Source organism: Peribacillus sp. N1, from assembly GCF_054600815.1.
In genome coordinates, this window is the sequence record NZ_BAAHZO010000004.1 from 360,586 (window position 1) to 387,171 (window position 26,586).

The following is a 26,586-nucleotide window of genomic DNA, read 5'->3' on the forward strand; positions in this document are numbered from 1 at the left end:
GGATTTTAGATTTGTTTTTAGCAATTAAAGAATTAAAGCATTCTAAATTTCGTTATGGAATGATGAGTATTATTATCATTCTTATTGCTTGGCTAGTATTTATTTTATCGGGACTGGGAAATGGTCTTTCAACACTAAGTGCTGCCACGATTAAAAACTTGGACGCAGATTATGTAGTTTATGAGAGAAGTGCTGGTGCTACGTTTAGTAAATCTATTATGTCTGGTAATTTAATTGACGATATTAAAAAAAATAAAGATGTAAAGGATGCAGCTGTTTTTGGGTCATCAATGGCAGCTGTTTCCAAAGGAAAAACTGATGATAGCAGTAAGAAAACAGATGTTTCTTTAGTTGGAATTACTGCCGATTCATTTATTGAACCAAACGTAATAGAAGGAAAACAACTTTCTACTAATAAGAAGTATGGTGTTCTTGCTAATAGTAATTTAAAAGATGACGGGTACAAAGTTGGGGATGAAATTCGTGTTTCCAATTCCAAAATGAAATTAAACATTATTGGTTTTGTCGAAAATGAAACCTTCAACCATTTACCAGTATTATTTGCGAATATGGATACTTGGAGAGAGTATCAGTATGCAGCACCAGGAGCTGACAACGGCATTGAAAATCCAGTCCAAGCAATTGTTTTAAAAGCTCCTCAATTAGATAAAGCCCAGCTGGATAAACAGTTCAAAGGGATTGAAACTGTTACAAAATCAACAGCTGTAAAAGGGATGCCGGGATATAAGGAAGAGAACGGTACAATTGTAATGATGCTTTCATTCTTAATTGTCATTTCGGCTTTTATAATCTCCGTTTTTTTCTATGTTATTACAATTCAAAAGACGTCGCAATTTGGTGTAATGAAGGCAATTGGTGCCTCAAATCGATTTATTTCTAAAGCTATTGTTGCTCAGGTGTTCGTTTTGTCGTTTTTGGGAATTTTAGTAGGTATAGGTTTAACATACTTGACAGCTCTTTCCTTCCCTAAGGATATGCCATTTAATTTAGATGGTAAGCTAGTAGTCTTGTACGCAATTACTTTATTAGTTATAAGTCTATTAAGTTCTCTTGTTTCAGTCCGGCAAATTACAAAAATTGATCCATTAACAGCTTTAGGGAGAGTGGAATAAATGAGTGGTATTCAGTTGCAACAAGTTACAAAACAATATAAAGAGGGGACTACTACTCTAACAGCATTAAAAGAGGCTTCTTTAACAGTGAATTCTGGAGAGTTGGTGGCAATTGTAGGTCCATCTGGCTCGGGAAAAAGTACTTTACTATCTATTATCGGTGCATTAATAAACTCAACGTCTGGGAAGGTAATTGTAAATGGAAAAGATGTGGGGTCGTTAAATGAGAAACAACTAGCCGACTTCCGTTTAAATGAAATAGGTTTTATTTTACAAACATCTAACTTAATTCCTTACTTATCTGTAATTGATCAGTTGATTTTAATAAAACGAATGGCGGGTAAAGTAAATAAAGAAGATCATCAATTTGCAAAAAGTTTACTGAAAGAACTTGGGTTAGTAAATAAGATGCACAAAATGCCTAATGAATTATCTGGCGGTGAGCGACAGCGTGTAGCGATTGCCCGAGCCTTTTTCAACCAGCCAAGCGTTATTCTTGCTGATGAACCAACAGCAAGTTTAGATTCAAAACGTGCTCACGAAGTTGTGAAATTAATTGCTGATGAAGTGAAAAAGCGAAATAAAGCAGCGATAATGGTTACGCACGATGAACGTATGTTGGCTTACTGCGACCAGGTTTATCATATGGAAGATGGGAATTTAAAGTTAAATATTATTTGAATAAGAAGGGGAGTTAATTATGTTTGTTATTACTAATCGCATTAAAACAAAAAAAGGATTTGCCAATCATTTAGCACCGGGTTTCACGAAAGATTCCCAAGTTCATCAATTTGAAGGCTTTATTAAAACTGAAGTTTTAGTCTCCGATGGCAATAAAGCGTTCGATGAAATGAATGTGAATATGTACTGGGATAGCTTAGAAAATTTTAAAGTTTGGCGTGAAAGTGATGCGTTCAGAAATGTCCATAAGCGATCTTCTGGAGATTCGGAATCAAAAGAATCTCCATTACTTGAAAGTGAAATTGTTATTTCTGAACTGATTTCTACAACCAAATAAAGGTACCAATGATTTCCTGAATAAAGATAAGCTAATGTTTTCAATTAACCATTGAGAACATTAGCTTTTTCATATTTGTATTTCTTTATCGTTGTAAATCCGCATTTTCCTGACGCTCCCCCAATAGAGAAGAAACTAAGTTCTGAATTTTGACAAACGTAAACTATCATAAGTATCAGTCATTTCAAATACAAATGATGTGAGTAAGAACTCTTTGATGTTGTGTTTTGTACTTTCGTTACTTCTGCTATCTACAAACAAGAACCACGCAAGATAGTTATCTATATACTTTGTAGCCACGCCTTTAAATCGGTTTATCCATTGTTTCATACGAGAATGGAGACCATTTACATTTTGAATGTGATACAAGCCCTTAATAACATGCTTACCATCGTTTGATTTAATGCGATTTGCTCTATTCCAATATTAATGAAGGTCAGCATAACAAGAATAGGTGCATTTAATTTAATAGAGGCAGGATTGAAAGAAAAGGCTACTTTGATCAAAAAGAGGATTTAATAGACAATAAAAAATAGTTTGACTTTTTTTACAACTATGTTTATATTTGGTTTAATACTAACTACCGTTAGTTAATAAAATTCTAAAAGTAGGTGTTAGAAATAAAAAGTAATTTAATGAATCATAGGTTGTAAGCGATTACACCTTGTGTTTGTAAATTTATATGAAAAGATTTTTATTTAAAACCAGGAGATGATACTTATGAAATATCCACTTACACCAGATGTAAAGCCAGAGTTTTGTACAACAGGAACCTTTATGCGTTTACCTTCTCAAAAGCATGATGCAAAGCTGGCAATTGTGGGTATGCCTTTTGATACAGCAGCTTCTTTTAGGGTGGGAGCCAGGTTTGCTCCTCAAGCCATTCGCCAAGCATCCATGACCCTGTTTCCTTATCATCCTATTCATAAGGTATATCCTTTTGAACAATTGAATGCCATTGATATAGGGGATATCCCTGTTATTCCCCATAATATTCATCGAAGTTATGATCTAATGAAGGAATCCATGTTTGAATTGATGTCCAAAGGGGTCATACCTATTGGATTAGGGGGAGATCATTCTGTCACTTTAGCTAGTTTACGAGCTGCGGCAAAGGTATATGGCCCGGTAGCCATGATTCATTTTGATTCCCATACAGATACTTGGGATACATATTATGAGGAAAAATATTGGCATGGATCTCCATTTATACGTGCACACGAAGAAGGTTTGCTGCAGGCAGATAAAGTATTTCAAGTAGGAATCCGAGGTACGCTAAACCACTCTGGAGATTTACAGGCAAGTCTTGATTTAGGTTATCGTTTGATTACAACTGGTGAACTTTCCAATCGTGGATTTGAAGATGTTTTGAAAGAGATTAGAAAAACCATTGGTAACACACCTTGTTTCTTGACATTTGATATAGATTTCGTTGATCCTTCTTTTGCTCCAGGTACAGGTACACCTGAAGCAGGCGGTTTTAGCAGCTTTGAAACACTTAAAATGATTCGTGCCCTAACTGACTTTAACTTTATAGGATATGATGTGGTTGAAGTGCTGCCATCATATGATCCAAGTCAAATCACTTCACTTTTAGCAGCAACACTTGTACATGAGTTTGCCAGCCTAGCAGCATTAAGTACGAAAGAAGTCAATCAATAAAAAGCAGTCATTACATTAGATAAAGGGGGCAGCTCTTTGCGATGAAAGGATTACCCGAGCTTAAGCGTTCACTAAATGCAAGATATGTTATTGTATTTGGACTTTCCTTTATGGCGCCTGTGACAGTCTTTAGCACATATGGTATCGCCATTGATCGTACCCAGGGAATGATTCCGACAGCATATATAATTGCTTTAATTGTCATGCTGTTCACTTCATATAGTTACGCAAAAATGGTTCAGGTGTATCCGACTACAGGTTCAGCTTATACCTTTGTGCAGAAAGGAATTAATTCACATCTTGGTTTTCTGGTAGGATGGGTAATTTTATTGGATTATCTTTTCAGTCCTATGATCAGTGCTTTACTTTTTGGGATTATGGTGAATGCTTACTTCCCTGGTATTCCTATCATTGCAGTTATTATTTCTTTTATTATAGGTGTGACTACCATTAATATTTTTGGGATTAAGGTTGCTGCAAATGTGAATACCTTTTTGGTGTTATTTCAATTTCTTTTTATCATTATCTTCAGCCTGCTTTGTATAAATGGACTTTTAGCAGGAAAAGGTACCGGAGAGTTGTTTTCGAAGGATCCGTTTTTTAGTCCTGACGTAAATTTTAATAATCTGCTCTCGATTGTACCTCTATTATGTTTTAGTTTTCTTGGGTTTGATGCGGTTACAACATTAGCTGAAGAAACCAAAAATCCGAAAAAAACACTTCCTAAAGCTATTTATGCTACGACATTGATCGGGGGGGTATTATTTGTTGCATCTACCTATTTTGCACAATCCATTTTCCCGAACTTCAATGCTTTTAAGAACCCTGATACAGCTATAGTGGATATCATGATTTATACCGGGGGTAATTTTCTGAATAGTTTGTTTATTTCCGTGGTAGTGACATCTGCTACTGCTTCTGCAATAGCTTCAGGAGGCAGCGGAGCTAGGATCTTATATGCAATGGGGAGAGATAATGTTCTGCCTAAGAGGGTTTTCGGATATGTTTCTCCAAAATTCCAAACGCCCATTTTCAATATCCTAATCATTGCTTGTGTTGCAATGAGTGCTGTATTTTTGGATATCGCAACAGCTACTTCTTTCATTAACTTTGGAGCCCTGTTTGCTTTTACATTCGTTAATCTTTCAGTGCTTATCCATTATTTTGTGAGGCAGAAGCAGAGATCGCCTAAAAGTATCGTTTTATATTTACTTCTTCCCTTAATAGGCACCGGTATAACTATATTGTTTATGACAAAGTTAGATATCCATTCTTTAGTATTAGGGATTACTTGGATGGCAGTAGGGTTCATATATTTATTGTACTTAACTAAAATGTTTAAGGAACGTCCTCCTGAACTGAATTTTGCAGAGCAAAAAGAAGAATTTGATGTAAAACTAGTGCAATGATCAGTTACTGTTTATTATTTTGAATGAAAAGAGGTAAACTCCATGGCTATTAAAAACGCGGATATTGTTCTTTCCAGTGATGCTATTTTTACAGGGCTTGCACAAGAGCCGACGTCTGGTGCAATTGCTATCTTAGGTGACAAAATTATGAGTGTAGGATCAAAAGCGGAGATTGAACCTTTTATAGGTAGTGAGACAAAAGTATTTAACTATGGAAATCAATTAATTATGCCTGGTTTTCATGATTTTCATCTCCACATCATGTTTAGTGCCCTAAGTTTAAATAGTGTCAATTTATTTGAAGCCAGGTCAGCTCATGAAGTAGCTGCAAAAGTACTGGAATTTTCTAAAGAATGTCCTGAGGAAGAATGGATCATTGGTATGCAATGGGACGCAGGTTATTGGCATGATAAACAAGAGCCCCATTATAAAATACTTGATGCTGTTATTCCAGATCGTCCTGTTGTTCTTTTTCATGCTGAAGGTCATTATACATGGGTGAACAGTAAGGCCATGGATTTAGCAGGAGTTACTGAGGATATACGTGATCCGGATTTTGGTCGCTATGAAAGAGATAAGAATGGTTTACTTACTGGGATTTTATATGAAGAAGCCCAGCAAATCGTTTTAAAAGAGGCATTACGGTTAACACAAGATAAAAAAGAAACGATACTAAAAAAGTATTTAAGATTGTTATCGCAATATGGGATTACTTCTGTAAACGATTTGTTTGCTCCAATAGATGACTTCCTTCAAGACTATGACCTTTTCGAGAAATTAGATAAGCAAGGAAAATTAACGACTAGATTTCATATCACTCCTGAATTAGATGGCAATTTGGATAAAGCCCAAAAGCTGAGAAATAAATATGAATCAAAGAAACTTCAATTTTCAGGATTAAAGCAATTTGTTGATGGAACAGTCACGGGTCATACCGCTTACTTCCTGAAACCTTACTCCGATCAAGTGGATATCTGTGGTCATCCAGCTCTAAATCCAGAAGTATTGATTGATCGAGTTGTTAAAGCAGATGAACTTGGATTTAGAATCCGGTTTCACGCTATTGGAGATGCGGCAATTCGTTTAGCTTTAGACGCTTTTGAAGAAGCAGTACGTAAGAATGGAAAAAGAGACTCAAGGCATACAATAGAACATATTGAAGTAATCGATTCGGATGACATTGAACGTTTTTCCAAACTAGGGGTCATTGCCTCGATGCAGCCTGATCACATGGCTGCTTCATCAAGAGAGGTATATTCTTCAATTATAGGTCCTGAAAGGGAAAAAAATGTTTTCCTGACGAAGTCGCTTTTAAATTCAGGTGCATCTTTAGCATTAGGAACAGACTTTCCGGTTTCCATCTCATTAAATCCAATGCGGCAAATATATACTGCCATTACAAGAGTTGATAGCAGTGGAGATCCAAAAAACACATGGCATCCTGAACAAAAGCTCACTTTGGCAGAGGCATTGCAAGCATATACATATGGCTCAGCCTATGGAAGTTTCAGAGAGCATGAGCTAGGTACAATAGAAGAGGGAAAACTTGCTGATCTTGTGGTTTTAGACAGAAATCTTTTCGATATTCCAGAAAGTGAAGTGCTCAAAGCTAAAGTGGAACTTACAATAAACGATGGGGAAGTTGTGTATAAAAGTGAAGAAACATCTTTATCCAGCATATTCTAATTCTCTAATCATTTAGAGAAACAGAGGTATCAAATCTTTAGTTTAAAAAGGGAAATGAGTTTATAATGATATTAACTAACGTTAGATAGTTTGGGGGATCATTATGACAAAAAATGAAATTAAAAACATTTCCTTAACGCTTTTTACCAAGTATGGATACGAGGGAACAGCTTTATCGGAAATTGCCAAGAGGGTAGGTATACAAAAACCCTCAATCTATAACCATTTCAAAAATAAGGATGACCTTTTCTTGTGTCTGTTTGAAGAAATACTAGAAGAGCATATAAACCAGGTCGAACAATTTGTCGAAGAAATAAATACACTCTCTTCTGAAGAAAAGTTAAAGCATATCCTTCTTGATACTTGTAACTATTATAAAAACCATGAAGATAAAGCAACTTTTTTAAAGAGGGCAATGATTTTCCCGCCGGAGCATTTGAAGCACATATTAAATGATAAATTCCTTAGATCTGAAGAATCATTTTCCGCTATCTTACATGATATCTTTGTCGAAGGAATTGACAAAAAAGAAATACGCCAAGGGACAATCGAGAACTTAATCATGTCCTATCTCTGTTTGATTGATGGGATATTCATGGAATTTTCTTATTATGGAAAAGAGAATATGGAACCTAGAATTCAGAATATATGGGAAAATTTTTGGTATGGACTAAGTGGATGATACATTCAAACAGTTCATGCTCTAAAAGCTATCTAATAGGAATACATTATTTGCTCATATAGAGTAAGTGAGTTTGTCGACAATAGGGATTCCATCTGAATTTTTAAACAAAGTTGATTGGATCGGGTGTTCGAGACCCCTGCGGGAAAAGCGTGTCCAGGGGAGACACCGCAATGCGCATAGGCGCCGAGGAGGCTCCCGGAACGCCCGCGGAAAGCGAGTGCCTGGAGTGGAAATCAACGTTCATATTCTAACACTCCCTCAAAAAATGTAGGCAATCCTAATTAATATCAAATTTGTCTACAGTCTGCCTTGCTCATACCGAGTATGTTTTTTAAATATAATAAAAGCTATGTGAATATAAGGTTTCACATAGCTTTATTATTATTTTTGGTTATGTGATTAGCATGGTCGTCATCTACACGTAAATCTTATTTTTAATCTGAAGCTAGGAATACCTGCCAAAAATCCTGCTTTAAAGTAAACTTACAATTCCTTTGACTTAATCCTTTTAATTAACTCTTCAAACCAATATATTGTGTGATCAGTCCTGGTCGAAAAATAGCTACCCAAAAATTCACGAATATTCTCGTTGCCATTAGGTTCTGACTCGAAATTCCCTAGCTGCTCCCAAATAGCCTTGATGGACTTTACTTTTTTTTCTAGTATTTCTACTACTTTGTCCCGATCTACATACTTGATGTTGGCTAAACCTACAATCATATCCTTAATTTCATCCGCACTTTCAAATAATTTATAGATTTTCTTTGGTAGTTCTTCGCGACCCTTAGCCGTAATCGCAAATACTTGTTTATCTGGCCGATGTTCTTCTTTTATGACTTCAACTGGTTCGACTAAACCTTGTTTTACTAATGATTCAAAATGGTAGTACAGTTTACTTTCAGTTAACCCACCCAGGCGATCCAACGGAATGGGTTCTGAAAGCTGTTTTTTTAATTTATAAGGATAGTTTTTATCCTCCATCAGCTTGCTCAATATAAAAATTTGAATAGACATTTACTACGCTCCTTTAAGAAGTATTATCTCCTTATTGTAGCAAAAACTAAGCTGAGATTTCTGCCGCTTTCTTTTCAACTTCTGTTTCAGAAACCTGTACTGGCATTGGTTTTTGTAAAAACGCGACAATAGCCATATTAATTAGCATTGCAACGGCACCTACCGCAGCCATTGACCAAATATATGGACTTGGACTGATGCTGCCAAATAGGTTAGCAAAGTATGCTTGCACCGAGTAATACATCGGTGAAATGTGGCTCATCCATTCATACGGTAAATGCATCATATCACGTGTGATAGTGGCACCATTAGCTATTGTTTGCATTAATAAAATCGGTAAGTTTAAAATCATGCCGCCTTCACCAAATAAGAAGATTAAAATCGCAGTGAAATTAAAACATACCATATAGTTTAGTATTTGTTGACCTACTATACCGAAGAATAGGTCACCGCTCGGCTTGTCAATTAAATATGCTACACCTACAGCGATGATTGATGAAACCACTGCAATCAATAATGCAGCCATTTGCACATAAGTGAATAACCGTGTTTTGCTTGCTTTTCCCCGGCTGGCTCTAAATGCACCCACTAATTGCATCGCCCCGATCATCGCCCCTACATAACCGGCCATTGTTAAGAACATAGGCAGCATATTATGATTCATGCCATCCGGTATTTCGTTGATTGTAACGACATTTCCTACATAGGATTTCTCAATCTTTTCGGCTAATTCAGCGGCTTGCTTTTCTGGTACATTAAAGTTCATCAATACGCCCTGAGCTGTTTGTTGCGAGAATTGTGTGCTTAACTGACTGTTAATTTCAGTTACGATCGCATTCATGGTAGAAGAAACGACCGTTGCCCCTGCCTCATTGATTGTAAAATCGATGCTTGATGACGCTTCACCTTTTTGTATATTCTCAGAGAAGGTTTTTGGGATGTGAACGACTAATGCTAAATCATTGTGCTCCAAATCTTTTAAGGCTTGTTTATTGGTTATATCCGTCTCGATTTCTTTAAAGGGTAAATTTTCTTGTAAATTTTCGGCGATCATCGCTCCATTTTTACCAGCATCATCATTGATGATGGCGATCGGTAATTTATCGACATTTCCTGGAATGGCTGTATACCCAGGCAAGAAGATGCCTAGCATGGCAACTGCATAGAAAATCCCCATAAAGATTGCCGCTGTTGCACCTCTTGTTTTTAAGAATGCAGTAAATTTCATATGTTGAATCCATCCTTTTAATTTCAGTATTTTACTCAATTTGAAGTACTTTAATTAGAGTACTTTGAATTTTATTTTATTTTTTATAAAAAGTCAATTGAAAAAATTTATGTATATGAAAAACTCGCAACAAAGCAGAACGTCAAAACTTCTGCTTTGTTGCGAGTAACTAATAGGGAGGGGGGGGGCATTTTGATTCCTTCGGCACTTCTCTGACTAGCATATATGACAACGATTTAGATACTCATTTTCTCAGTGTCATTAAACCTGTTTAATACAACTTCAACAAAAGCCTCTACTGCTGGAGACAGCCATTTCTTCTTTTTTATCAGCATATAGGAATAAATGGGATCGAGATTTTCTGAATGATTAAGGATTTTCAGCTTGCCGCTCTCCACTTCATCTTTCACTGTAATATAAGGCAATACCGAAAATCCAAGTCCGCTCATGACAATCTGTTTGATTGCTTCAATACTCCATAACTCCATGGTTTGAAAGATATCCATTTCATGCTTTATTAAATATTTTTCAAACATGGTCCGATAACTGCAGCCTTCTTCATTTGTGATGAAGAAATGGTTGGTATTTGTGCTGATATTTTTATATGCATCAAAATGATCAGGACCGTCAAGACTGCTCACAAGAACGATTCTCTCCTCAATTAAAGAATAATGAATGCATTTCTTCGGTTTTATTTCCGGATAGACCATTAAAGCGACATCTACCTGCCCACTTATTAAGTCGATATGGTTTTGTCCACATGGACCGTTGGTTAATATGATTTTTACATTAGGATATTGTAATGAATAATCCCTTATTATTGGACCTAACCTGGAGATTGTTAAAGACTCTGGCGCAGCCACTTTTAAAACACCTTTAACTTCGTGGGTACTCCGCATGTTCTTGATCTGTTCGTGAGTGGAAAGTAAATCCTCCGCTAAAGGTATTAAGTCCCTGCCTATATGAGTAAGCTGCAAATTTCTATTTGCATAAGTGAAAAGTTCCCCGCCAATCTCATGTTCAAGCGCCTGTATATGAGAAGTTATCGTGGATTGAGTATAACCCAACTTTGAAGCAGTCCCTGTATAACTTCCTATCTCTACAATGGTCAGAAACGTTTTAAGGTGTCTAATTTCCATATCGTCGGCTCCTTAAGATGGTTGATGTATCGAAAAAAATGATAACGAATTTTTTAATTTCAATTTTATTAATGGTTATAGTCATCTTACAATAAAGACTGTTCGTTAGGAAATAGTGAATGAAGGTGAGATTATGAGTATAGTAGCGTTTCTTTCATATGTGATGATTACTTCGATTACGCCGGGTCCAAGTAACATCTTATTGATGAATGAAGCAAGGAGGTTTGGCTTCTTTGGGTCTTGGAGGTTCACTAGCGGCATCATGGCAGGATTTGCAGTATTAGGGATCATGAGCGGAGTATTTACAACAAGCCTCTACAATTGGATACCTATCGTGGAGCCATATTTTAAAATGGCCGGTGCCGCATATCTTCTTTACTTAGCTTGGCAGATTAGTATGCCCAAAGGGTCAAAGAAGGAATCCAGAGATGTGCAGTCTTCTTTTATATCAGGCTTCATTCTTCAAATCATCAATGTCAAAAGCATTTTGTTCTATTTAACCGTGTTGAGTGTGTTTATTTTACCGTTTAATGAGTCGCTTGAATTCGTTGCTATATATTTAGCTTTAACGATTTTTCTGGGATGGATGGCATTGCTTCTGTGGTCTGGATTCGGCTCGCTTTTTAAAGATTTTTTTGCTAAACATGATAAGTCCTTTCGGTTAATTATGTGTCTATTATTGATTTACTCTGCCGGTACAATTTTTCTGTGATTACTCAAAAAGTAGCTGTCTTTAAGTTCTTAGCTTGCTTAAAAACGGTAAGCTTAAAAAAAATTAAGCAATCTTAATTTATGAACAATGACATTAATGAGGTCTTTTTTTCATACGATATTTTTGGGGTGAAAAAATGGCAAGAGTAAGTTACCGGAGCTCAGATGTCGACTTAATGGCAAGGATGATGAGAGCAGAAGCCGAAGGTGAAGGAAAACAAGGGATGTTATATGTTGGAAATGTAATTGTTAATCGTCTTAAAGCGAATTGTATAGACTTTATAGATTTAAGAACAATTCCACAGGTCATTTATCAAGTACAAGGAGGAAATTATTCTTTTGAAGCAGTTCAAAAAGGTAATGTATTTTATCAAAGAGCAAGATCTGCTGAAAAAAGATTAGCAAAACAGAATTTGGATTATTGGAGGGAACACCCAGGGAAATATGCCCTTTGGTATTTTAATCCATATGCCCCGTGCCCTCCAACATGGTACGATCAACCTTTTGCTGGTCAATTTAAAAATCATTGTTATTATGAACCAAAACCTGGAACATGTGAAAGTGTTTATACCGGAGGTTGACTGGGAGCTATTATTTCATTTCAAGGAGCTGATCAGCAGCTCCTTTTTTTATGCAACAATCGGGCATTTCAAAAAGGTAATATGGATTTTATGGTAAAATATAGTAAAAAACGGATTATTGTTTGGGGGACTTTTAGTGGAGGCTATAATATTTTTTGTTTATTTTACTGTTGGGTTATTCATTCTCTATATAGTTATTGAAACAGCAGTAAGAAAAGGAATTAACAATTCAATTATCGGTCAATTTCTTGAAAAAAAATATGGGGTTAAAGAAGATAAAAAGTCTTTTCTTGATGATGATTTAGATAATGAAAATAAAACGGATCAGTAAAATGAGGGAGGTTGCTGCGGTAACCTTTTTTTAGTGGGAATCTTTTAAAAATAAATTCAAAAAGACAACAATGATCTTACTCAAACAGACGCCAGTTTGTAGAAAAGCACACCTATTCAATGTCTTTCCGAGGGCGACGAAATTCTCCGTGGTAGACCTTCCGCTTTTCTCGTTCGGATTCAATATTTTCGATGAAAGCCGTTTTTACTTCCTCCAGTAACAACCCCTTTAATTTCCGAAGCTTTATTGGTCCCACTCCTGGTAACTTATCAGGTATAAGAACTTCGAAATTACCCCGCCTTTTATAAAAACGAATGCTGCCAAGCCCCGTCCTTTCGACTTTCCCCAAAGTATATGCGAATTCAAATCGTTGCTGAATGAATGAAGATAACTCAGGCAGCCCTAAACCTTCATATAGGGGAGGGAATTCATGATAAACTGGAGGTTCTTTGAATGATATTGAAGAGATCTTCAAATGGATACCTCTCCTTTGGTGGAATAAAGACAGACATACGTTGCCTATATTATTGTGCTATGGGCCGTTTTTTTAAACATCCTTACAGTGATGGTGCTTTCCTGTAAGGGGAATATTTCATGCTAGAAGAATTTTACAGGAATCTAGATAGTTATAAATCTTTTAAATTAATTGGGGCTAAAGTTCAATATGTAATGACAATAAATCTTCAGCAAACGTGCGCGATTCTTTAATAGGATCGCTTTTTTCATTGAACTAACGGGACACCTCAATAAGAAGTCTACGGTATTAAAAATAGATAAAACGATAAAACTTTAAATGGAAGGTTATTAGATGGTACATAAGTTGAAGGGGGCTAAATGATGACCGAATTAAATGGGAAAGTAATTATAGTAACAGGTGGGGGCAGCGGAATCGGAAAGGAGACTGCATTGCAGCTATCAACAAAAGGTGCATCCATAGTAATTGCAGATTATAATGAAAATTCTGCCAAGGAAGTGGTTGCTGAGATAGAAGCCGCATCTGGTATGGCAGCTTCCTATAAAGTTGATGTATCAAAAGGTGATGAAGTTAGTGCCCTTATTGATTGGACAGTAGAAAGATTCAGTACTTTAAACGGGATCTTTAACAATGCTGGAATTGGTCTGGTAAAACCTTTCTTGGAGATGGATCCAGAATCATATCATCGGGTCATTGATGTTGACCAACACAGTGTATATTATGGGATGTATTATGGAGCTAAAAAGATGGTTGAATTAAATGTAAAAGGTACTATCGTTAATACAGCATCAATTTATGGAACAATGGCAGCAGTTGGCAGCTTTAATTATAACGCAGCTAAGGCAGCTGTGGTCATGATGTCTAAATCCGGGGCATTAGAGTTAGCTGAACATGGTATCCGAGTCGTAGGAGTTGCTCCAGGATTCATCGATACGCCAATACTTGGTGACAATGAAGAAGTGAAAAATGCTCTAGCTGCACAGCATATGCGGGAAAAGCTCATCCAACCGAAGCACGTAGCTAGCGTAGTTACGTTCTTGTTTAGTGAAGGGGCCAGTGCAATTAATGGTCAAACAATTCCTGTTGACGATGGTTTCCTAAGCTTCAAATCTAAATAAGAATTCTTAAAAAAAGACTTAACGGTGTAAATTTTTTACGCCGTATTTTTATGTGAATTAGCTTTTAACCTACAATTGAGAAGCATACCTAAGATTTTTAGATCTTAGAAGAGAAGGTTAAAGGTTGTAGAATTGATACCAATTCTATTTAGGAATGTAACCTTCCGTTCAGTTGTTGTTTAAATCTTAATAATTTAAGAGAGTCGCGAGATTGTGATTCGGAACTTAACGTTTGTATCCTTTGAATAAATTACTCCTGTAAAAGCCAGATTATTAACATAGGAAATATAAGTGATATAAATGAGGGTCCTGTATGAACCAAGCTGGTGTGAATGAAAAGTATAAGGTATCGCCATTTTATGTGTTTTTTTTACTGCATTCCATGCAAACTGGGTTAGGCGTGTTAAATTTTCAAAGAGATTTAGCCAAGGCGACGGGAACCGATGGCTGGATCTCCATACTCCTAGCCGGACTGATTGTTCATATATTAATTTGGCTTATATATAAGATTTTCAGTATTGTTCCCGGTGATATCATTTCTGCTAATAATCATGCATTTGGTAAATGGATCGGAAATATCTTTAGTCTCTTATTCATTCTGTACTTTTTCGCCCTTGGAATGACGGTCATAATCGGCTATATAAATGTCATTCATGTTTGGATGTTTGAAGAGATACCATCTTGGGCATTTGCTTTGGTTTTCCTGATCCTGATTTATTATATATGTACGGGAGGTTTCCGAACCATTACGGGTATAGCCTTTTTAACCGTAATCGTTTCATACTGGCTATTATTTGTACCATTATATGGTTTTAAATACGCAGATTTCAATGGTTTTCTTCCTATTTTCGATCATACTTTAATGGAAATAATGAAAGGAACTAGAAGTACTTCATTATCAATGCTTGGTTTTGAAATGATCCTGATGTTTTATCCATTCATCAAAAATCCTGAAACATCACAAAAATATGCTCATGGAGGAGCCTTGGCCACTACGTTATTGATCCTATTACTTTATTTTGTTTCGACAGTCTTCTATTCACAGAAACAGTTGGTCCTTACCCTATGGCCAACACTCTCATTGACCAGTGTCATTGAATTCCCCTTTATTCAACGTTTCGAATACATAACTGTTTCTTGGTGGGCCATCGTCATCATTCCCAACATGGTCATTCCTTTGTGGGCTGCCAGCAGGGGTGTCAAGCGCTTATTCAACGTCCAGCAAATGTATCCCTTATGGGTAATGTCCATAATCATATTGCTTGTCAGTATATTTTTTTTCGATGTCGATTCCTTATATGTATTAAATAAAATAATCAATCCATACAGCGTGGGCTTCCTTGTTTTATACTTGCCGCTTCTTTTTGTTTTAATAAGCATAAAAAAATCGAGAAAACGTTTATGACAAATTATCATTTATATAAATATATTACTCAGACTGTAGACAAACTTGAAGAAAAGAGAGTTTGCCTGCAGTTTTTTATTTTAAAAACCGTTCCAGGTGATGTCAGAAATCCGCTCCCTTTCCGCCGACTGTCTGCCAAGCCGCATCAAAGCAAGCGTCTATTTTTAAATGAGCTATTACAGAACCTCTATCAGCTTAGTTTGGGGTTAAATTCACAATATCTTATGGAGTTAACGGCAGGTTAGTAACCCAGTATCTTCACATTTACATCCAATATTTATGGCACTATTCTGATCTTTTTAGAAAAAAAGCAATTACTCATTTTTGTATATATATTAATTTGAAAGTATTTAATAAAAAAAAGCCAGGAAACCCTGCCTATATATTTATCTTTTTATGAAATACTTCATATAGGAGAAGGCAGCATAAAAGGGTCATCTTTTTTAATTCGTTAATGATATCCCTTCTAAAACCTGATCCCAAATGGCATTATTACTGGGATCATTACGAGGAACTCGTACAAAGCATATCCCATCATGTGGCCAGTTCATGTCAGTAACTCCTTTTAGACCATCTACCGGCTGCATAAACAATAGGTTAAACTTACCCGTTGTAAGTTGAGATAAAATAGATTGTAATTCAATAATATCTTCATAGTTCGCCGTTGACCACTCATATCTGATGAATAAAGTATTTTTACTATGTTCGATTTTTGTAAAGAAGTTTTGGATGCGATGATTCAGCTTATTTTTAAATGCTGGATATTAACAATCCAATCTTGGTTTGGTATCTTCGGAAAATCATGAACGGAATCAATCTTATATTGGCTATCATGAATAAAATGGGCTTTTGATGGTTGAGTACCCCCTGGTTCAAGAACAACATTTCCTTCATCAACAAAATGAGCGAGTATATTTTTCTCATGCATATTTTCTAACTCCATATATCCCTCGAATTTATTCTTTAATAATCTATTTACTTCAGGGAGAAAACCAGACTGAACCCATCCAAGGGAAATGAATTCCTTCTTAAATCATGCCTCTTTGTATGGAGGGCAGGACCACACCAGCTGCCCAAACCAGCGATCAATTCATATGATCCTTTTATGTCCAATAAATTCAAATAATCACTCCTCTGCTTTTTAATATTCTATATCAGAGCAATTCTATTTGATTGGACAATTAAAAAATGTGTGTAAAAAAGATGTCAACTATGAAAAGTTTATAACTTTAAATATCTCTGTTTAAAAGGTTTTCACGGAAGCCTTTATTCATTGTTGAACCAGAGGAGTAAGATACCAAACTTTTCTTTTATCGAAAGCAAGTTCGTAAATTCTTGTACTTAAAGCATAGGGTGCGTTACTGAAGATCGGTGCTGTCTTTAAGGCAGCTTTTTCTTATGGCTCTAACGGGCCAGTTTGTTGAAGAAGGATATTTTCTGTTTTTAGAGAATTAAGATTTAAGAATACAGGATATTGCAAAATAACAGGAACATAGGAGGTATGAAATATGAAGATCCACAGAATAGATCATGTAGGTGTAATCGTAAATGATCTCTCTGCTGCTAAAGAGTTTTTTCTCGATTTTGGACTTGAAGTGCAAGGGGAATGGGAGATGGAAGGAGAATTGATGGATAAGATGAGTGGGCTTAATGACGTTAAAGTAGCATGTGTAGGATTGGGGAAGCCAGACGGTCAGGCATGGATAGAGCTAATTAAATTTCATACGCCGTCAGATGAAAAAGATATTCAGCAACCTTTTGCAAATACCCTGGGTATCAGGCATATTGCATTTGCTGTTGAAGATATTGAAGCACTTGTTGCCAAATTGAAAAAGAAAGGTACGGAAATCTTTAGTGAGATACAACAATATGAAGATAGTTATAAGTTATGCTACTGTCGTGGACCAGAGGGAATTATTTTAGAGTTGGCGGAGCAAATCAAATGAATTAAGGGTAATTAATGGTTGTTGGGTCAATTGTGGATTTAAAATAAAGTAACGATGCTTTGCCCCTTTAGATGTTATCAAAAGGATTATTTTTATAGTGAAAGGAAAAGTACATCTGAATTAAAAGTGGATAGGCAATTGTTGAGTGACAATAGAGTTGTTCCGCAATCGGGCAATTATATTGAATAAGAGGTTAGATAAAACTCCACATTTTTATGCAGCAACCAGGCTTTTTCAGAAGCCAAAAACGTTGATGTGAAAAAATGTATAAAATCATGCATGAATGATAAAAAACGAACAGATGCCAAACCCTTTAACTGTATGGGATTTACATTACTTTGTTTACTGGATATAAAAAAAGCCACCCTCAAAATGGTGGCTTGTGATATTTGTCATTCTTGTTTTATAAATAAAGAACCTGCTGTATCAAAGTCATTGATGGTATACCCTCTGTTAATTTTCATGAACAGCAATTCTTCCAATTACTTAGGAAACTTTATAAATAATAACACCACTAATCCTGAGATATATTAATAACAGCAATAATGCAACAATGCATATCGTTCCGATCAAAGCTAAAACATTAAGGATTTTATTTGCTTTTGTACTAAACAGCTTACAAAATACAATATAAACTCCAACTCCAATAATTCCACCTAATGTATTTCCCATAAAGTCAGTTATATCGCTAGCTCCTATAGCAAAGCTGAATTGCAATACTTCAAATAACAAACTAACTCCTGCTATTACTGCAATTTTATTCAAGAAAGACCAATTTGGTTTTAGCATACTGATATAAATTCCAAATGGGATAAATGCAAGTACATTATAGATTATTTCATTAAAATCTATTTGATTATTAACATTAGCTGACCCAGCAAAAGGGATTAAGTTGATTTCCCTAAAATCCGGCAAGCCTTGAAATGCAAATTGCATTTTAAAGACTATAATCCATGTTAATGCAAATAAATATACGGCCAACAAGCCAGCAGTTATTTTTTTTTGATTCTTCCATATAAATCCTCGATTCCTAATTCTATTTCAAATTTATAATCTAAGCTATATCCTACTTACTTTACACTATGCTATCATCTCCGGAAATTTTTCAGTTATTTCACTATTAAGTAATTGGTATCCGGTTGTTAATTCTTTGTATGTAAATAGATTTATGTTTTGATTTCTGCTCTTCTTCATTTTTAGTCTCCTCCTTGATGTAACTTGTTTATAGGATAGGAAAAACTTTAAAAATAAAAAGTGGGGTAAATATAAAATTTTTCTTAAATTTATACTTGGATCTTATTATTAATCTTCTTAGGAATCCGCCATTGGTAATTGTGTCTTTAAAATGAAATTGCGATGTTTGTAAGAAAGATGCAAATTTTTGATAAAGTAATGATACTTTATCTTTTCAATCAAAGATCTCTAAACGAGTTTTGATTAAAAAATTATGCCAGATTGCGAAGGAAGAATTGCTGACTTTACAAAAGTGAACCGAAAAGAAGGCGCTTTTGAGTGGAGTTATTATTTGGAATTTAATGCATACGATTGGAACCAATGCCCATTTCAAACGTAAGTAATGTAAAAGACTTAAGGTTGGGAGGCATAAGTATGAGGCAGCTTTATATAAAGCAGAAGGTATTCAGTCTTAGCGGGAAATTTACAGTAAAGGATCAGCAGGAGAAGGATATATATTACGTGGAGGGAAGTTTTATGCAAGTTCCAAAGACTTTCTCCATTATGAATACAGCAAGGGATGAAATAGCACTCATTACGAAAAAGGTGTTCAGCTTTTTACCAAAGTTTTTGGTTGAGGTGAATGGTCGAGAGGTATTAACAATAAAGAAGGAATTTTCCTTCTTTAAAGCACGATATACAATTGATGCGGCAGGCATTGATGTACATGGTAATTGGTGGGATATGGATTTTCAAATTTTACAGCATGGTAAAATCGTAGGCAAAGTGGGCAAGGAATGGTTCACTTGGGGCGATAGCTACAAGGTACAAATAATAGATGAAGAGATGGAAACCATTATTATCGCACTCGTTGTTGCTATTGATTGTGTGAAGGCTGATCAAGCAGCTGCTTCCTCAGCAGCGTCGATTTAAAGTAGAAGTGTAAAATTAAAAGGCTGACAGTTTTTAAAAAATCACTGCTTGAATAGGTGCGGTGAAACGTATCATAAATAAATGACAAGGCCATTTGGTACCAAGGTTTTATATTCGTTATTCAGTAATCGAGCGCGATTCTTGAATAAGGTTCGCATTTCTTATAGAACTAACAGGCTGAAGATCGGAGCTGTCTTTAAGGCAGCTTTTTCTTTATGGAACTATTGGGGCAGGTTAGTTGAATAAAGAAGGGAATATAAAATTTAAAGCGAATGAATTTATTTAACAAATTCGGTTTAGGAGTGAGAAATATGAACCCCATATTAAATCAAATCGGAACAATTTTTATTCCCGTAAGTAATATTGAAAAAGCTCGAAAATGGTATTGTGACTTATTGGGGTTAGCAGCAGCTGGTGAGATATTATACGGTCACTTATATATTGTACCTATGAATGGAATAGGGATTGTTTTAGATAGCAAGATTTATTCAGAGGAAAATATTTTTAAAACTCCAGTTTTTCATTTTAACAGTAATAATATAGACGAAGCATATGAATATATTAAGGAAAGAAAAGTGGAATTATCAACAGAAATTATGCATAATCATTGGTTTAATTTCAAAGACCCTGATGGGAATCATTTAATGGTATGCAAGTGTTAATCTTTTGAATGGGACTAAAGATAAATCGCTGTTGCGGTCATTTTTCTTGTTAAACTAACGGGTGCGTTAGCTGAAGATCGGGGCTGTCTATAAGGCAGCTTTTTCTTATAGAACTAAAGGGGCAGGTTAGTTGAATAACAGTTACAGAAATCAGTATGAAATCCTTACTTCAATGCAGGAAGTAAGGATTTTTTGTTGAACAAATAAAATTAGAATATTATGGGATTTTTATGTGAATAGGAGAGTTTAATATGTCGTTTATGATGGTTAAAAAAGAATTTAAGCTTGTTGGATTAAAAGGTAGTGGGGAGTTTGTTAACTTTGGTAATTTAGTACCCTTGCTTGCAAAGCAACTATTAAGTCGATTAAACGAAATCCTAAATCTAACAGAGAACGAAATTGCATTATTTGAGCCTAAAAAGGATGAGGAGCATAGGATAGGTCATTATTATGTAGGGTTAATTGTGAGTGAGAAATTAAATGAAGTACCAACAGGAATGGATTATATTGAAATAAATAACAGTTACATAACTACAAGAGGGAATATATCTAATTTGGGAGAACTTCATTTGAATTTATTGAATTGGGCAGAAGAACAAGGTTATCAAAGAGATCTCGATTCTTATATTATCGAGACATATCACCCTATGGGGGAAGGAGATGAAGAAGTACAGATTTATTTACCAATTCAAGCTTAAAAGACAAATCGAAAGCCTTCTTCAACAAACGGGTAGTTTAGTGAAAGAAAATAAGGGTCATTTTTTTATGGACCTCGAGTAGTTTACAATTATGAAAATTTGCCCAATTTGAATAACAAAAGTTGGTGAAAGAATGTACTTAAGCTAACGGGTGCGTTAGTTTTAGAAATGAGCTGTCTTTAAGGCAGCTTTTTCTTATGGAACTATCGGGGCAGGATAGTTCCATAAGTAGATGTTTTTAATGTGGTATTATATGGATATAGAAATAACTTACATAATTTGTAGGGAGATGATTTAATGTCATTTAATATTTTAATACCAATTATCATAATGGGTATCATAACTCTTTGCGGCTTTGGAATTTTCAAGATTGCCAAAATCATAAAAAGGTAATAACTTTCAATAATTTAAATATAGGTGCAATAGTTGAGAATTGAGGCTGGCGGATGTGGCAGCCTTTACTTAATGAATTGAGGGGGCAGGATAGTTGAACAGTTTACGGATTATAGAAAGTCATAAGTTGAGAGGAATATATAGATGTCAAACCATGAAAACGAAGAAATGCTAACTGGAGGGAATGTTTCAAATGTTTATCGTTCGGGAGATACTGTTCGACGAGAATTAAAGCCATATAGTCCCAAAATTCATAAGCTATTAAAGCATTTGGAGAGCAAAGGTTTCAGTTATGCACCAAAGTTTTTAGGTATTGATGTAAAAGGAAGAGAGATATTATCATTTATTGAAGGAGAAGCTGGTAATTATCCTTTAAAGGAATACATGTGGTCTGAAGATGTCTTAATAGAAATAGCGAAAATGCTCCGTCTTTATCATGATTCTGTCAGTGATTTTTCATTTGATGGTAGCTGGGAATCGATAGATAACACCCCCCAACAATTTGAGGTACTATGCCATAATGATTTTGCAATGTACAACATTATTTTTAATAATGAAAGACCAATGGGCATTATTGATTTTGATGTTGCTGGACCTGGTCCAAGACTTTGGGACATAGCTTATTCTCTTTATACTTGCGTCCCCTTAAGTAGATTTTATCTTTCTGAAACAGGTGAGAAAGTTTATTATAATTCATTACAGCATGCTAACTGTATAAAACAAAGAGTTAGATTGTTTTTTGATTCTTACGGTGAGGGAATAGAAGAAAATTATTTGGAAATGGTATTGCTACGATTAGAAGGGTTATGTAAAACCATTACAAGAAAAGCCAGTGAAGGTGATACTGCTTTTCAAAAAATAATTGCTGAAGGGCATCTCGAACATTATGAAAATGATATCAAGTTCATTCGACAACATGGAAAAGAGTGGATTTAAGGGTAGGTTTTTGTTGAACTAACCGGTGCTTAACTTCGGAGCTGATCAGCAGCTTCTTTCTCATGCAACAAACGGGGCAGGTTAGCTTGAAGAGGGAAAAGCGAGTATTTGGGATATTTTTATAATGGACAGTAATAAAGGGGAGTGGAAAATGGAAAGTGAATCTTCGTTAAAAGAACATTTACGTCAACTGGAAGAGAAGTTGTTAAAACCAGAAATTCGTACATCTAAAAAAGAGCTTAATAATTTACTTGCAGACAATTTTTTTGAATTTGGAAGTTCTGGTAAAGTCTTGTACAAAGATGAGGGGATTGGCGAAGAAGGAATAGGGGAGGTAAAGATGAGATTGAGTGATTTTGATATACATCCATTGTCTGAAGAAATAGTGTTAACTACCTACCGAATATTTAACGAAGGTAAAAAACAACATTCATTGCGAAGTTCAATTTGGAAATTAAGAGATGGAAGATGGAAAATGTTTTTTCACCAAGGTACAAAAACAACTCCTTCGCTTTAATTACTGACTAATGGGTGCGTAGCTTAAGATTGGAACTGCCTTTTAGGCAGTTTTTTCTTTATGGAGCTATCGAAATTGTACATCCTTCACAAAGTAAGAAAAAAAGCCGACTGCAACTATCCTCCATTTTTCGAAACTATGCGGCTATAGGCGGCCCCGGTATTGTACCGGGACCATTTTCTTTCGTCCCCTTTAGTGGTCAGTAGAATCGGACTGGTACACTCCTTGGTTAAAGAATTGGGTAAAAGTTGGCACGAAAACAATCTAACTACTGTTGAAGAAGCTTTTGTTTTTGTTAGGGATGAACAGAAAAAATACAAAGTATCACCAGAAAATAATTACTGACATGGTCGTAATTAGGAATTTAATCTTTAAGTAACGGGTGCGTTAGCTGAAGATCGGAGCTGTCTTTAGGGCAGCTTTTTCTTAAGGAACTTAACGGGGCAGGATAGTTCCAAAACATTAAAAGTTAACGTACTTCCCTTCTAAGATGTATTCGTCTCGATTTACTTTCTCAATATTGCACCTAACAGAACAATAGTATATTGTTCTGTTAGGTGATATGGTTCATCAACTTAAACCATTAAACTGATTACTGGAGGTATTTTACTGAATGAATAAACAGGACCAACTAAATATTATCAAAGAGGATTTTATTAATTGTCAAAAAGTACTATTGGCAATTGGTGATGAAACACGTCAATCGATCTTGTTAGTTCTAATGGGGACGGATTGTCAAACAGGATTACGTGTGGGTGAAATCACTAAACAAACACATCTTTCTCGACCTGCTGTGTCCCATCATCTTAAGGTTTTACGGGATGCCGGTGTTATTTTAATGCGTAAAGAAGGGACAAAAAACTTTTATTATATTAATGTACGTACAGAATTAGGTTTATTAAGAACGCTTGTGTTGGATATTGATAAGTTCATGCAGAACTTTTATTGAAATGATGGAATATAAACACACATAAGTTGGAGGTATAGGTATGAGAGCAATGGTTATTGATAGGTATGGGAAAGTTCCAATGCATTTGGTAGAAATGCCCACACCTGAAATTGGTGAATATGAGGTACTCGCAGAAATTCATGCAGCTAGTATTAATCCTGTTGATTTTAAGATACGCGATGGGAAAGTGAAATTGTTAGTTAAATATAAAATGCCTCTTATCTTAGGAAATGACTTTTCTGGTGTCGTTGCAAGGGTTGGCACAAAAGTGACTCGTTTTAAAGTTGGTGACGAAATATATGCACGTCCACGTAAGAGTAAAATCGGTACTTTTGCTGAATATATCGCTATTCATGAAGATGACATCGCTTTAAAACCTAAAAATTTAAGCTTTGAAGAAGCAGCATCGATTCCACTGGTTGGGTTAACCGCCTATCAAGCCCTAACTGACATTTTGAAATTACAAAAGGGACAGAAGATTTTAATTCAAGCTGGGGCTGGTGGTGTCGGTACCTTTGCTATTCAACTGGCCAAATTAATGGGTGCCACTGTTGCAACGACTGCCAGTGAAGCTGGTGCGAATTTAGTAAAATCTCTTGGTGCAGATGAAATTATCAATTACAAGATAGAAAAATTTGAAGAGATACTGAAAAACTATGATGCCGTATTTGATACACTTGGGGGTGAGATACTTGAAAAATCATTCGAAGTGATAAAAAACGGAGGGAAAATTGTTTCCGTTTCGGGATTACCGAATGCTCGTTTTGGTAAAGAATATGGTTCCGGATTTTTTAAAACGTTGTTGTTTTCTGCAGCAAGTAATAAACTTACTGCGCTTGAAAAAAGGCATAATGTTCAGTATACGTTTTTGTTTATGAAGCCAAGTGGAGAGCAATTACGTATAATCGCAAACTTTATTGAGACTCGTAAAATTAAACCTATAATTGATAGAGTTTTTCCTTTTGAAGATGCTCAAAAAGCGATGGAATATGCGGAGTCAGGAAGGGCGAAAGGGAAAATAATATTAAAAATCAGATAGTCGTCAAACGAAGTTAAAAATATTTCCCAACTTTCCATTTTTCCTTTTTAATAACTCTATAAAGTCACTCCCTTTTAATCAATCTTTTTTCAGTATGGAGTCTTTTGTAAGGATATTAAATCTAGGGTAAAGGTAACTTTTTTCAATCAATCTTTATTCTAAAGCTACAAATGATCTTCAACGCACAGGTGCTTTAATGAAGTAACCAAAGCCTAAATCACAATTATAACACCGGTAATTTAGGCTTTATGTATTGTGATTTCCTTAACGTTGTAAATCCGACACTATCCTGACGCTACCCCTTAATGAACTATCGGGGCAGGTTAGTTGAAGAAGGAACTATTTTGAACTATCTAGAAGTAAAGACTATAAAGAAAAAGGATAATGAGGTGTTTGTATAGAAAAGGTACCTGTTAAAACGATTAAGAAGATAGAAGAGGACATTGAAAAAAATGATTTAGGGAAAGCAAGGGATAGACTACACGGGTTAATTTCAACCTATCCTAATGAGTTAGAACTTCGCAGAAAGTTGGGGGACATTTATTTTGGATTAAAATACCCTTCGATGGCCGGTCGATATTGGTATCTAGAAAAGAATAAGACACCTGAAATGGTAGATGCGTGTATTCAGTTTGAAAATTCTATGGGTAACGATCCTATTAGAATAGCAAGAGTTCTAAAATTTAAAGGAGATAGTGAAATTATAAAAAGACTGCAAGATCAAGCAATTTCTCCTATACAAAATAAAGTTAAAGAAAAATTAACGGAAGAACCTGATGAGACATTGGAGGATAAGTTATTTACTATTGGGTGTATCACGATATTAATATTAATCATTTTCTTTACATTAATCGGAATTTACACTCTCTTTAGCTGGTTTTTTTGATCCCTAGAATCTGCGAGGTATTTATAGTTGCTGTTCTCCCTAACGCGTGCGTTGGCAGGAAATCGGAGCTGTCTTTAAGGCAGCTTTTTCTTTATGCAACTATAGGGGCAGGTTGGGGAGAAGGAAATTTCGGTAAGATAGCGAATTATGCAATAAAATGAAGCTAAAGGTGATTAGCTATGACCACAAATGATGTGCAATATCTACGCTCAGGATTAAGAGTCAGGTGTGAGAAGGATGTAAATCCATCAGTAAGACGAACTTTGTTTAAGCTTTGCGGTTTGGTTACGTACATATATGGAATTTCCTATAAGGGTTGTTGTATATCTAAAAACGGATTCTCAACTTAAAACCAGAGATACAAGAGAACTGGCAAGTGCTACTTTTTTTGCACCTTATGATAAAACTGTTGAACCTTACATAAGAATTGCAACAGGAGATTATGAAGAATTAGTTTCAGAAAGGAAAAAATGATGCTTTATGGGCAATTTTACGCAGCACGGCTCATGAAATAATCCATTATCAACAATGGCTAGAAATAAGGAAATGGATGAGAAAGAAGCAGAAAACAGAAGCGAAGAATTATTAGATAGTTACTATGAATTTTTGTGATTTGATATTATTGTTTGAATAAACAGGTCCATTAGTTGAGATATAGAGTTGCCATGTGGTGGCTTTTTTCTTTATGGAACTAACGGGGCATGATAGTTGCACGAGGCTTAATTATTTTCGTTGCAGAATATATGCTCATAAATAGTTCAGGTTGAGGAGATTAGAACTATAAAAGTTGTGAGTTGAGTTTAGCTGTAATTGCAATTAGTTCAGTAGTAATAGCTTTGAGAATGGGCAATGTAGCTAA

30 protein-coding genes and 1 pseudogene are annotated in these 26,586 nt (G+C 35.4%); 23 read left to right on the forward strand and 8 right to left on the reverse strand.

What is annotated here, in order from left to right; all coding sequences use genetic code 11:
- Positions 1–11: 11 nt before the first annotated feature.
- The 3 genes from ACYP5M_RS17560 to ACYP5M_RS17570 are packed head-to-tail and all read left to right on the forward strand — an operon-like array spanning position 12 to position 2,151.
- On the forward strand, positions 12–1,133 hold the full coding sequence (locus ACYP5M_RS17560) for an ABC transporter permease (protein ID WP_434168523.1): 1,122 nt from the start codon (positions 12–14) through the stop codon (positions 1,131–1,133).
- Positions 1,134–1,814, forward strand: coding sequence for an ABC transporter ATP-binding protein (locus ACYP5M_RS17565; RefSeq protein WP_434168524.1), 681 nt, complete (start codon positions 1,134–1,136; stop codon positions 1,812–1,814).
- A 19-nt stretch (positions 1,815–1,833) separates the two neighbouring features.
- A complete protein-coding gene (locus tag ACYP5M_RS17570) occupies positions 1,834–2,151 on the forward strand; it encodes a heme oxygenase (RefSeq protein WP_459735330.1) in 318 nt (105 codons plus the stop codon).
- A 135-nt stretch (positions 2,152–2,286) separates the two neighbouring features.
- On the opposite strand, the pseudogene ACYP5M_RS17575 reads toward ACYP5M_RS17570, so the two are convergent.
- Positions 2,287–2,559: pseudogene (locus ACYP5M_RS17575) on the reverse strand (IS1595 family transposase); the annotation flags it as partial.
- A 312-nt stretch (positions 2,560–2,871) separates the two neighbouring features.
- On the opposite strand from ACYP5M_RS17575, the gene speB reads away from it, so the two are divergent.
- From speB to ACYP5M_RS17595, 4 genes are all read left to right on the forward strand, one after another.
- Complete coding sequence (gene speB / locus ACYP5M_RS17580) at positions 2,872–3,813, forward strand: agmatinase (protein WP_137018541.1); 942 nt, start codon at positions 2,872–2,874, stop codon at positions 3,811–3,813.
- A gap of 41 nt (positions 3,814–3,854) precedes the next feature.
- The gene (locus tag ACYP5M_RS17585; RefSeq protein WP_459735331.1) at positions 3,855–5,222 is read left to right on the forward strand and encodes an APC family permease; all 1,368 of its coding nucleotides are present in this window, start codon (positions 3,855–3,857) and stop codon (positions 5,220–5,222) included.
- 42 nt (positions 5,223–5,264) lie between these two features.
- Entirely contained in the window at positions 5,265–6,908 is a 1,644-nt protein-coding gene (locus ACYP5M_RS17590; protein ID WP_459735332.1) for an amidohydrolase, read from the forward strand.
- A 103-nt stretch (positions 6,909–7,011) separates the two neighbouring features.
- Complete coding sequence (locus ACYP5M_RS17595) at positions 7,012–7,590, forward strand: TetR/AcrR family transcriptional regulator (protein WP_101224765.1); 579 nt, start codon at positions 7,012–7,014, stop codon at positions 7,588–7,590.
- A gap of 486 nt (positions 7,591–8,076) precedes the next feature.
- Here ACYP5M_RS17595 and ACYP5M_RS17600 read toward each other — a convergent pair whose 3' ends face one another.
- The 3 genes from ACYP5M_RS17600 to ACYP5M_RS17610 form a co-directional block, all read right to left on the reverse strand.
- Positions 8,077–8,607 carry a PadR family transcriptional regulator gene (locus tag ACYP5M_RS17600; RefSeq protein WP_230177750.1) on the reverse strand — a complete coding sequence of 177 codons (531 nt, stop codon included), beginning with the start codon at positions 8,605–8,607 and terminating at the stop codon, positions 8,077–8,079.
- Between the two features lie 46 nt (positions 8,608–8,653).
- Complete coding sequence (locus tag ACYP5M_RS17605; RefSeq protein ID WP_230177749.1) at positions 8,654–9,835, reverse strand: YhgE/Pip domain-containing protein; 1,182 nt, start codon at positions 9,833–9,835, stop codon at positions 8,654–8,656.
- Positions 9,836–10,071: 236 nt separating this feature from the next.
- The gene (locus tag ACYP5M_RS17610) at positions 10,072–10,974 is read right to left on the reverse strand and encodes a LysR family transcriptional regulator (RefSeq protein ID WP_459735333.1); all 903 of its coding nucleotides are present in this window, start codon (positions 10,972–10,974) and stop codon (positions 10,072–10,074) included.
- Positions 10,975–11,107: 133 nt separating this feature from the next.
- Here ACYP5M_RS17610 and ACYP5M_RS17615 point away from each other — a divergent pair, with 133 nt between their 5' ends.
- From ACYP5M_RS17615 to ACYP5M_RS17625, 3 genes are all read left to right on the forward strand, one after another.
- Positions 11,108–11,686, forward strand: a complete 579-nt coding sequence (locus ACYP5M_RS17615) for a LysE family transporter (RefSeq protein WP_459735334.1) — start codon at positions 11,108–11,110, stop codon at positions 11,684–11,686.
- 136 nt (positions 11,687–11,822) lie between these two features.
- Entirely contained in the window at positions 11,823–12,266 is a 444-nt protein-coding gene (locus ACYP5M_RS17620; RefSeq protein ID WP_101224760.1) for a cell wall hydrolase, read from the forward strand.
- Between the two features lie 136 nt (positions 12,267–12,402).
- Positions 12,403–12,597 (forward strand): hypothetical protein, encoded by a 195-nt coding sequence (locus ACYP5M_RS17625; RefSeq protein WP_434168530.1) that lies wholly within the window; start codon positions 12,403–12,405, stop codon positions 12,595–12,597.
- 112 nt (positions 12,598–12,709) lie between these two features.
- Here ACYP5M_RS17625 and ACYP5M_RS17630 read toward each other — a convergent pair whose 3' ends face one another.
- Positions 12,710–13,072: a hypothetical protein gene (locus ACYP5M_RS17630; RefSeq protein ID WP_434168531.1), complete on the reverse strand. Its 363-nt coding sequence runs from the start codon at positions 13,070–13,072 to the stop codon at positions 12,710–12,712.
- Between the two features lie 362 nt (positions 13,073–13,434).
- Between ACYP5M_RS17630 and ACYP5M_RS17635 the strand changes: the two genes are divergently transcribed.
- The 3 genes from ACYP5M_RS17635 (at position 13,435) to ACYP5M_RS17645 (ending at position 15,840) form a co-directional block, all read left to right on the forward strand.
- Positions 13,435–14,190 carry an SDR family NAD(P)-dependent oxidoreductase gene (locus ACYP5M_RS17635; RefSeq protein WP_459735335.1) on the forward strand — a complete coding sequence of 252 codons (756 nt, stop codon included), beginning with the start codon at positions 13,435–13,437 and terminating at the stop codon, positions 14,188–14,190.
- A 313-nt stretch (positions 14,191–14,503) separates the two neighbouring features.
- Entirely contained in the window at positions 14,504–15,595 is a 1,092-nt protein-coding gene (locus ACYP5M_RS17640; protein ID WP_101224756.1) for a GerAB/ArcD/ProY family transporter, read from the forward strand.
- A complete protein-coding gene (locus ACYP5M_RS17645) occupies positions 15,592–15,840 on the forward strand; it encodes a hypothetical protein (RefSeq protein WP_459735336.1) in 249 nt (82 codons plus the stop codon). Before ACYP5M_RS17640 ends, ACYP5M_RS17645 begins: the two co-directional genes overlap by 4 nt.
- 494 nt (positions 15,841–16,334) lie before the next feature.
- Here ACYP5M_RS17645 and ACYP5M_RS17650 read toward each other — a convergent pair whose 3' ends face one another.
- Both ACYP5M_RS17650 and ACYP5M_RS17655 read right to left on the reverse strand, forming a co-directional pair.
- Positions 16,335–16,538 (reverse strand): hypothetical protein, encoded by a 204-nt coding sequence (locus ACYP5M_RS17650; protein WP_459735337.1) that lies wholly within the window; start codon positions 16,536–16,538, stop codon positions 16,335–16,337.
- 32 nt (positions 16,539–16,570) lie between these two features.
- Positions 16,571–16,717, reverse strand: coding sequence for a DUF1796 family putative cysteine peptidase (locus ACYP5M_RS17655; RefSeq protein ID WP_459735338.1), 147 nt, complete (start codon positions 16,715–16,717; stop codon positions 16,571–16,573).
- Positions 16,718–17,103: 386 nt separating this feature from the next.
- Between ACYP5M_RS17655 and ACYP5M_RS17660 the strand changes: the two genes are divergently transcribed.
- Complete coding sequence (locus ACYP5M_RS17660) at positions 17,104–17,541, forward strand: VOC family protein (RefSeq protein ID WP_402940264.1); 438 nt, start codon at positions 17,104–17,106, stop codon at positions 17,539–17,541.
- A gap of 486 nt (positions 17,542–18,027) precedes the next feature.
- Here ACYP5M_RS17660 and ACYP5M_RS17665 read toward each other — a convergent pair whose 3' ends face one another.
- Positions 18,028–18,525: a VanZ family protein gene (locus tag ACYP5M_RS17665; RefSeq protein ID WP_459735339.1), complete on the reverse strand. Its 498-nt coding sequence runs from the start codon at positions 18,523–18,525 to the stop codon at positions 18,028–18,030.
- 624 nt (positions 18,526–19,149) lie between these two features.
- Here ACYP5M_RS17665 and ACYP5M_RS17670 point away from each other — a divergent pair.
- From ACYP5M_RS17670 to ACYP5M_RS17710, 9 genes are all read left to right on the forward strand, one after another.
- Positions 19,150–19,647 carry an LURP-one-related/scramblase family protein gene (locus ACYP5M_RS17670; protein ID WP_459735340.1) on the forward strand — a complete coding sequence of 166 codons (498 nt, stop codon included), beginning with the start codon at positions 19,150–19,152 and terminating at the stop codon, positions 19,645–19,647.
- Positions 19,648–19,958: 311 nt separating this feature from the next.
- On the forward strand, positions 19,959–20,309 hold the full coding sequence (locus ACYP5M_RS17675) for a VOC family protein (RefSeq protein WP_260356619.1): 351 nt from the start codon (positions 19,959–19,961) through the stop codon (positions 20,307–20,309).
- A gap of 251 nt (positions 20,310–20,560) precedes the next feature.
- A complete protein-coding gene (locus ACYP5M_RS17680) occupies positions 20,561–21,007 on the forward strand; it encodes a GyrI-like domain-containing protein (RefSeq protein WP_434168538.1) in 447 nt (148 codons plus the stop codon).
- Between the two features lie 537 nt (positions 21,008–21,544).
- Entirely contained in the window at positions 21,545–22,336 is a 792-nt protein-coding gene (locus ACYP5M_RS17685) for a phosphotransferase (RefSeq protein WP_434168539.1), read from the forward strand.
- 151 nt (positions 22,337–22,487) lie between these two features.
- Positions 22,488–22,853 (forward strand): nuclear transport factor 2 family protein, encoded by a 366-nt coding sequence (locus tag ACYP5M_RS17690; protein ID WP_459735341.1) that lies wholly within the window; start codon positions 22,488–22,490, stop codon positions 22,851–22,853.
- A gap of 613 nt (positions 22,854–23,466) precedes the next feature.
- Positions 23,467–23,802 carry an ArsR/SmtB family transcription factor gene (locus ACYP5M_RS17695; protein ID WP_137020278.1) on the forward strand — a complete coding sequence of 112 codons (336 nt, stop codon included), beginning with the start codon at positions 23,467–23,469 and terminating at the stop codon, positions 23,800–23,802.
- A gap of 40 nt (positions 23,803–23,842) precedes the next feature.
- The gene (locus tag ACYP5M_RS17700) at positions 23,843–24,841 is read left to right on the forward strand and encodes an NADP-dependent oxidoreductase (protein ID WP_452445037.1); all 999 of its coding nucleotides are present in this window, start codon (positions 23,843–23,845) and stop codon (positions 24,839–24,841) included.
- Between the two features lie 397 nt (positions 24,842–25,238).
- The gene (locus tag ACYP5M_RS17705; RefSeq protein ID WP_101224750.1) at positions 25,239–25,727 is read left to right on the forward strand and encodes a DUF6584 family protein; all 489 of its coding nucleotides are present in this window, start codon (positions 25,239–25,241) and stop codon (positions 25,725–25,727) included.
- Positions 25,728–26,024: 297 nt separating this feature from the next.
- Complete coding sequence (locus ACYP5M_RS17710) at positions 26,025–26,201, forward strand: hypothetical protein (RefSeq protein ID WP_434168542.1); 177 nt, start codon at positions 26,025–26,027, stop codon at positions 26,199–26,201.
- Positions 26,202–26,586 lie beyond the last annotated feature (385 nt).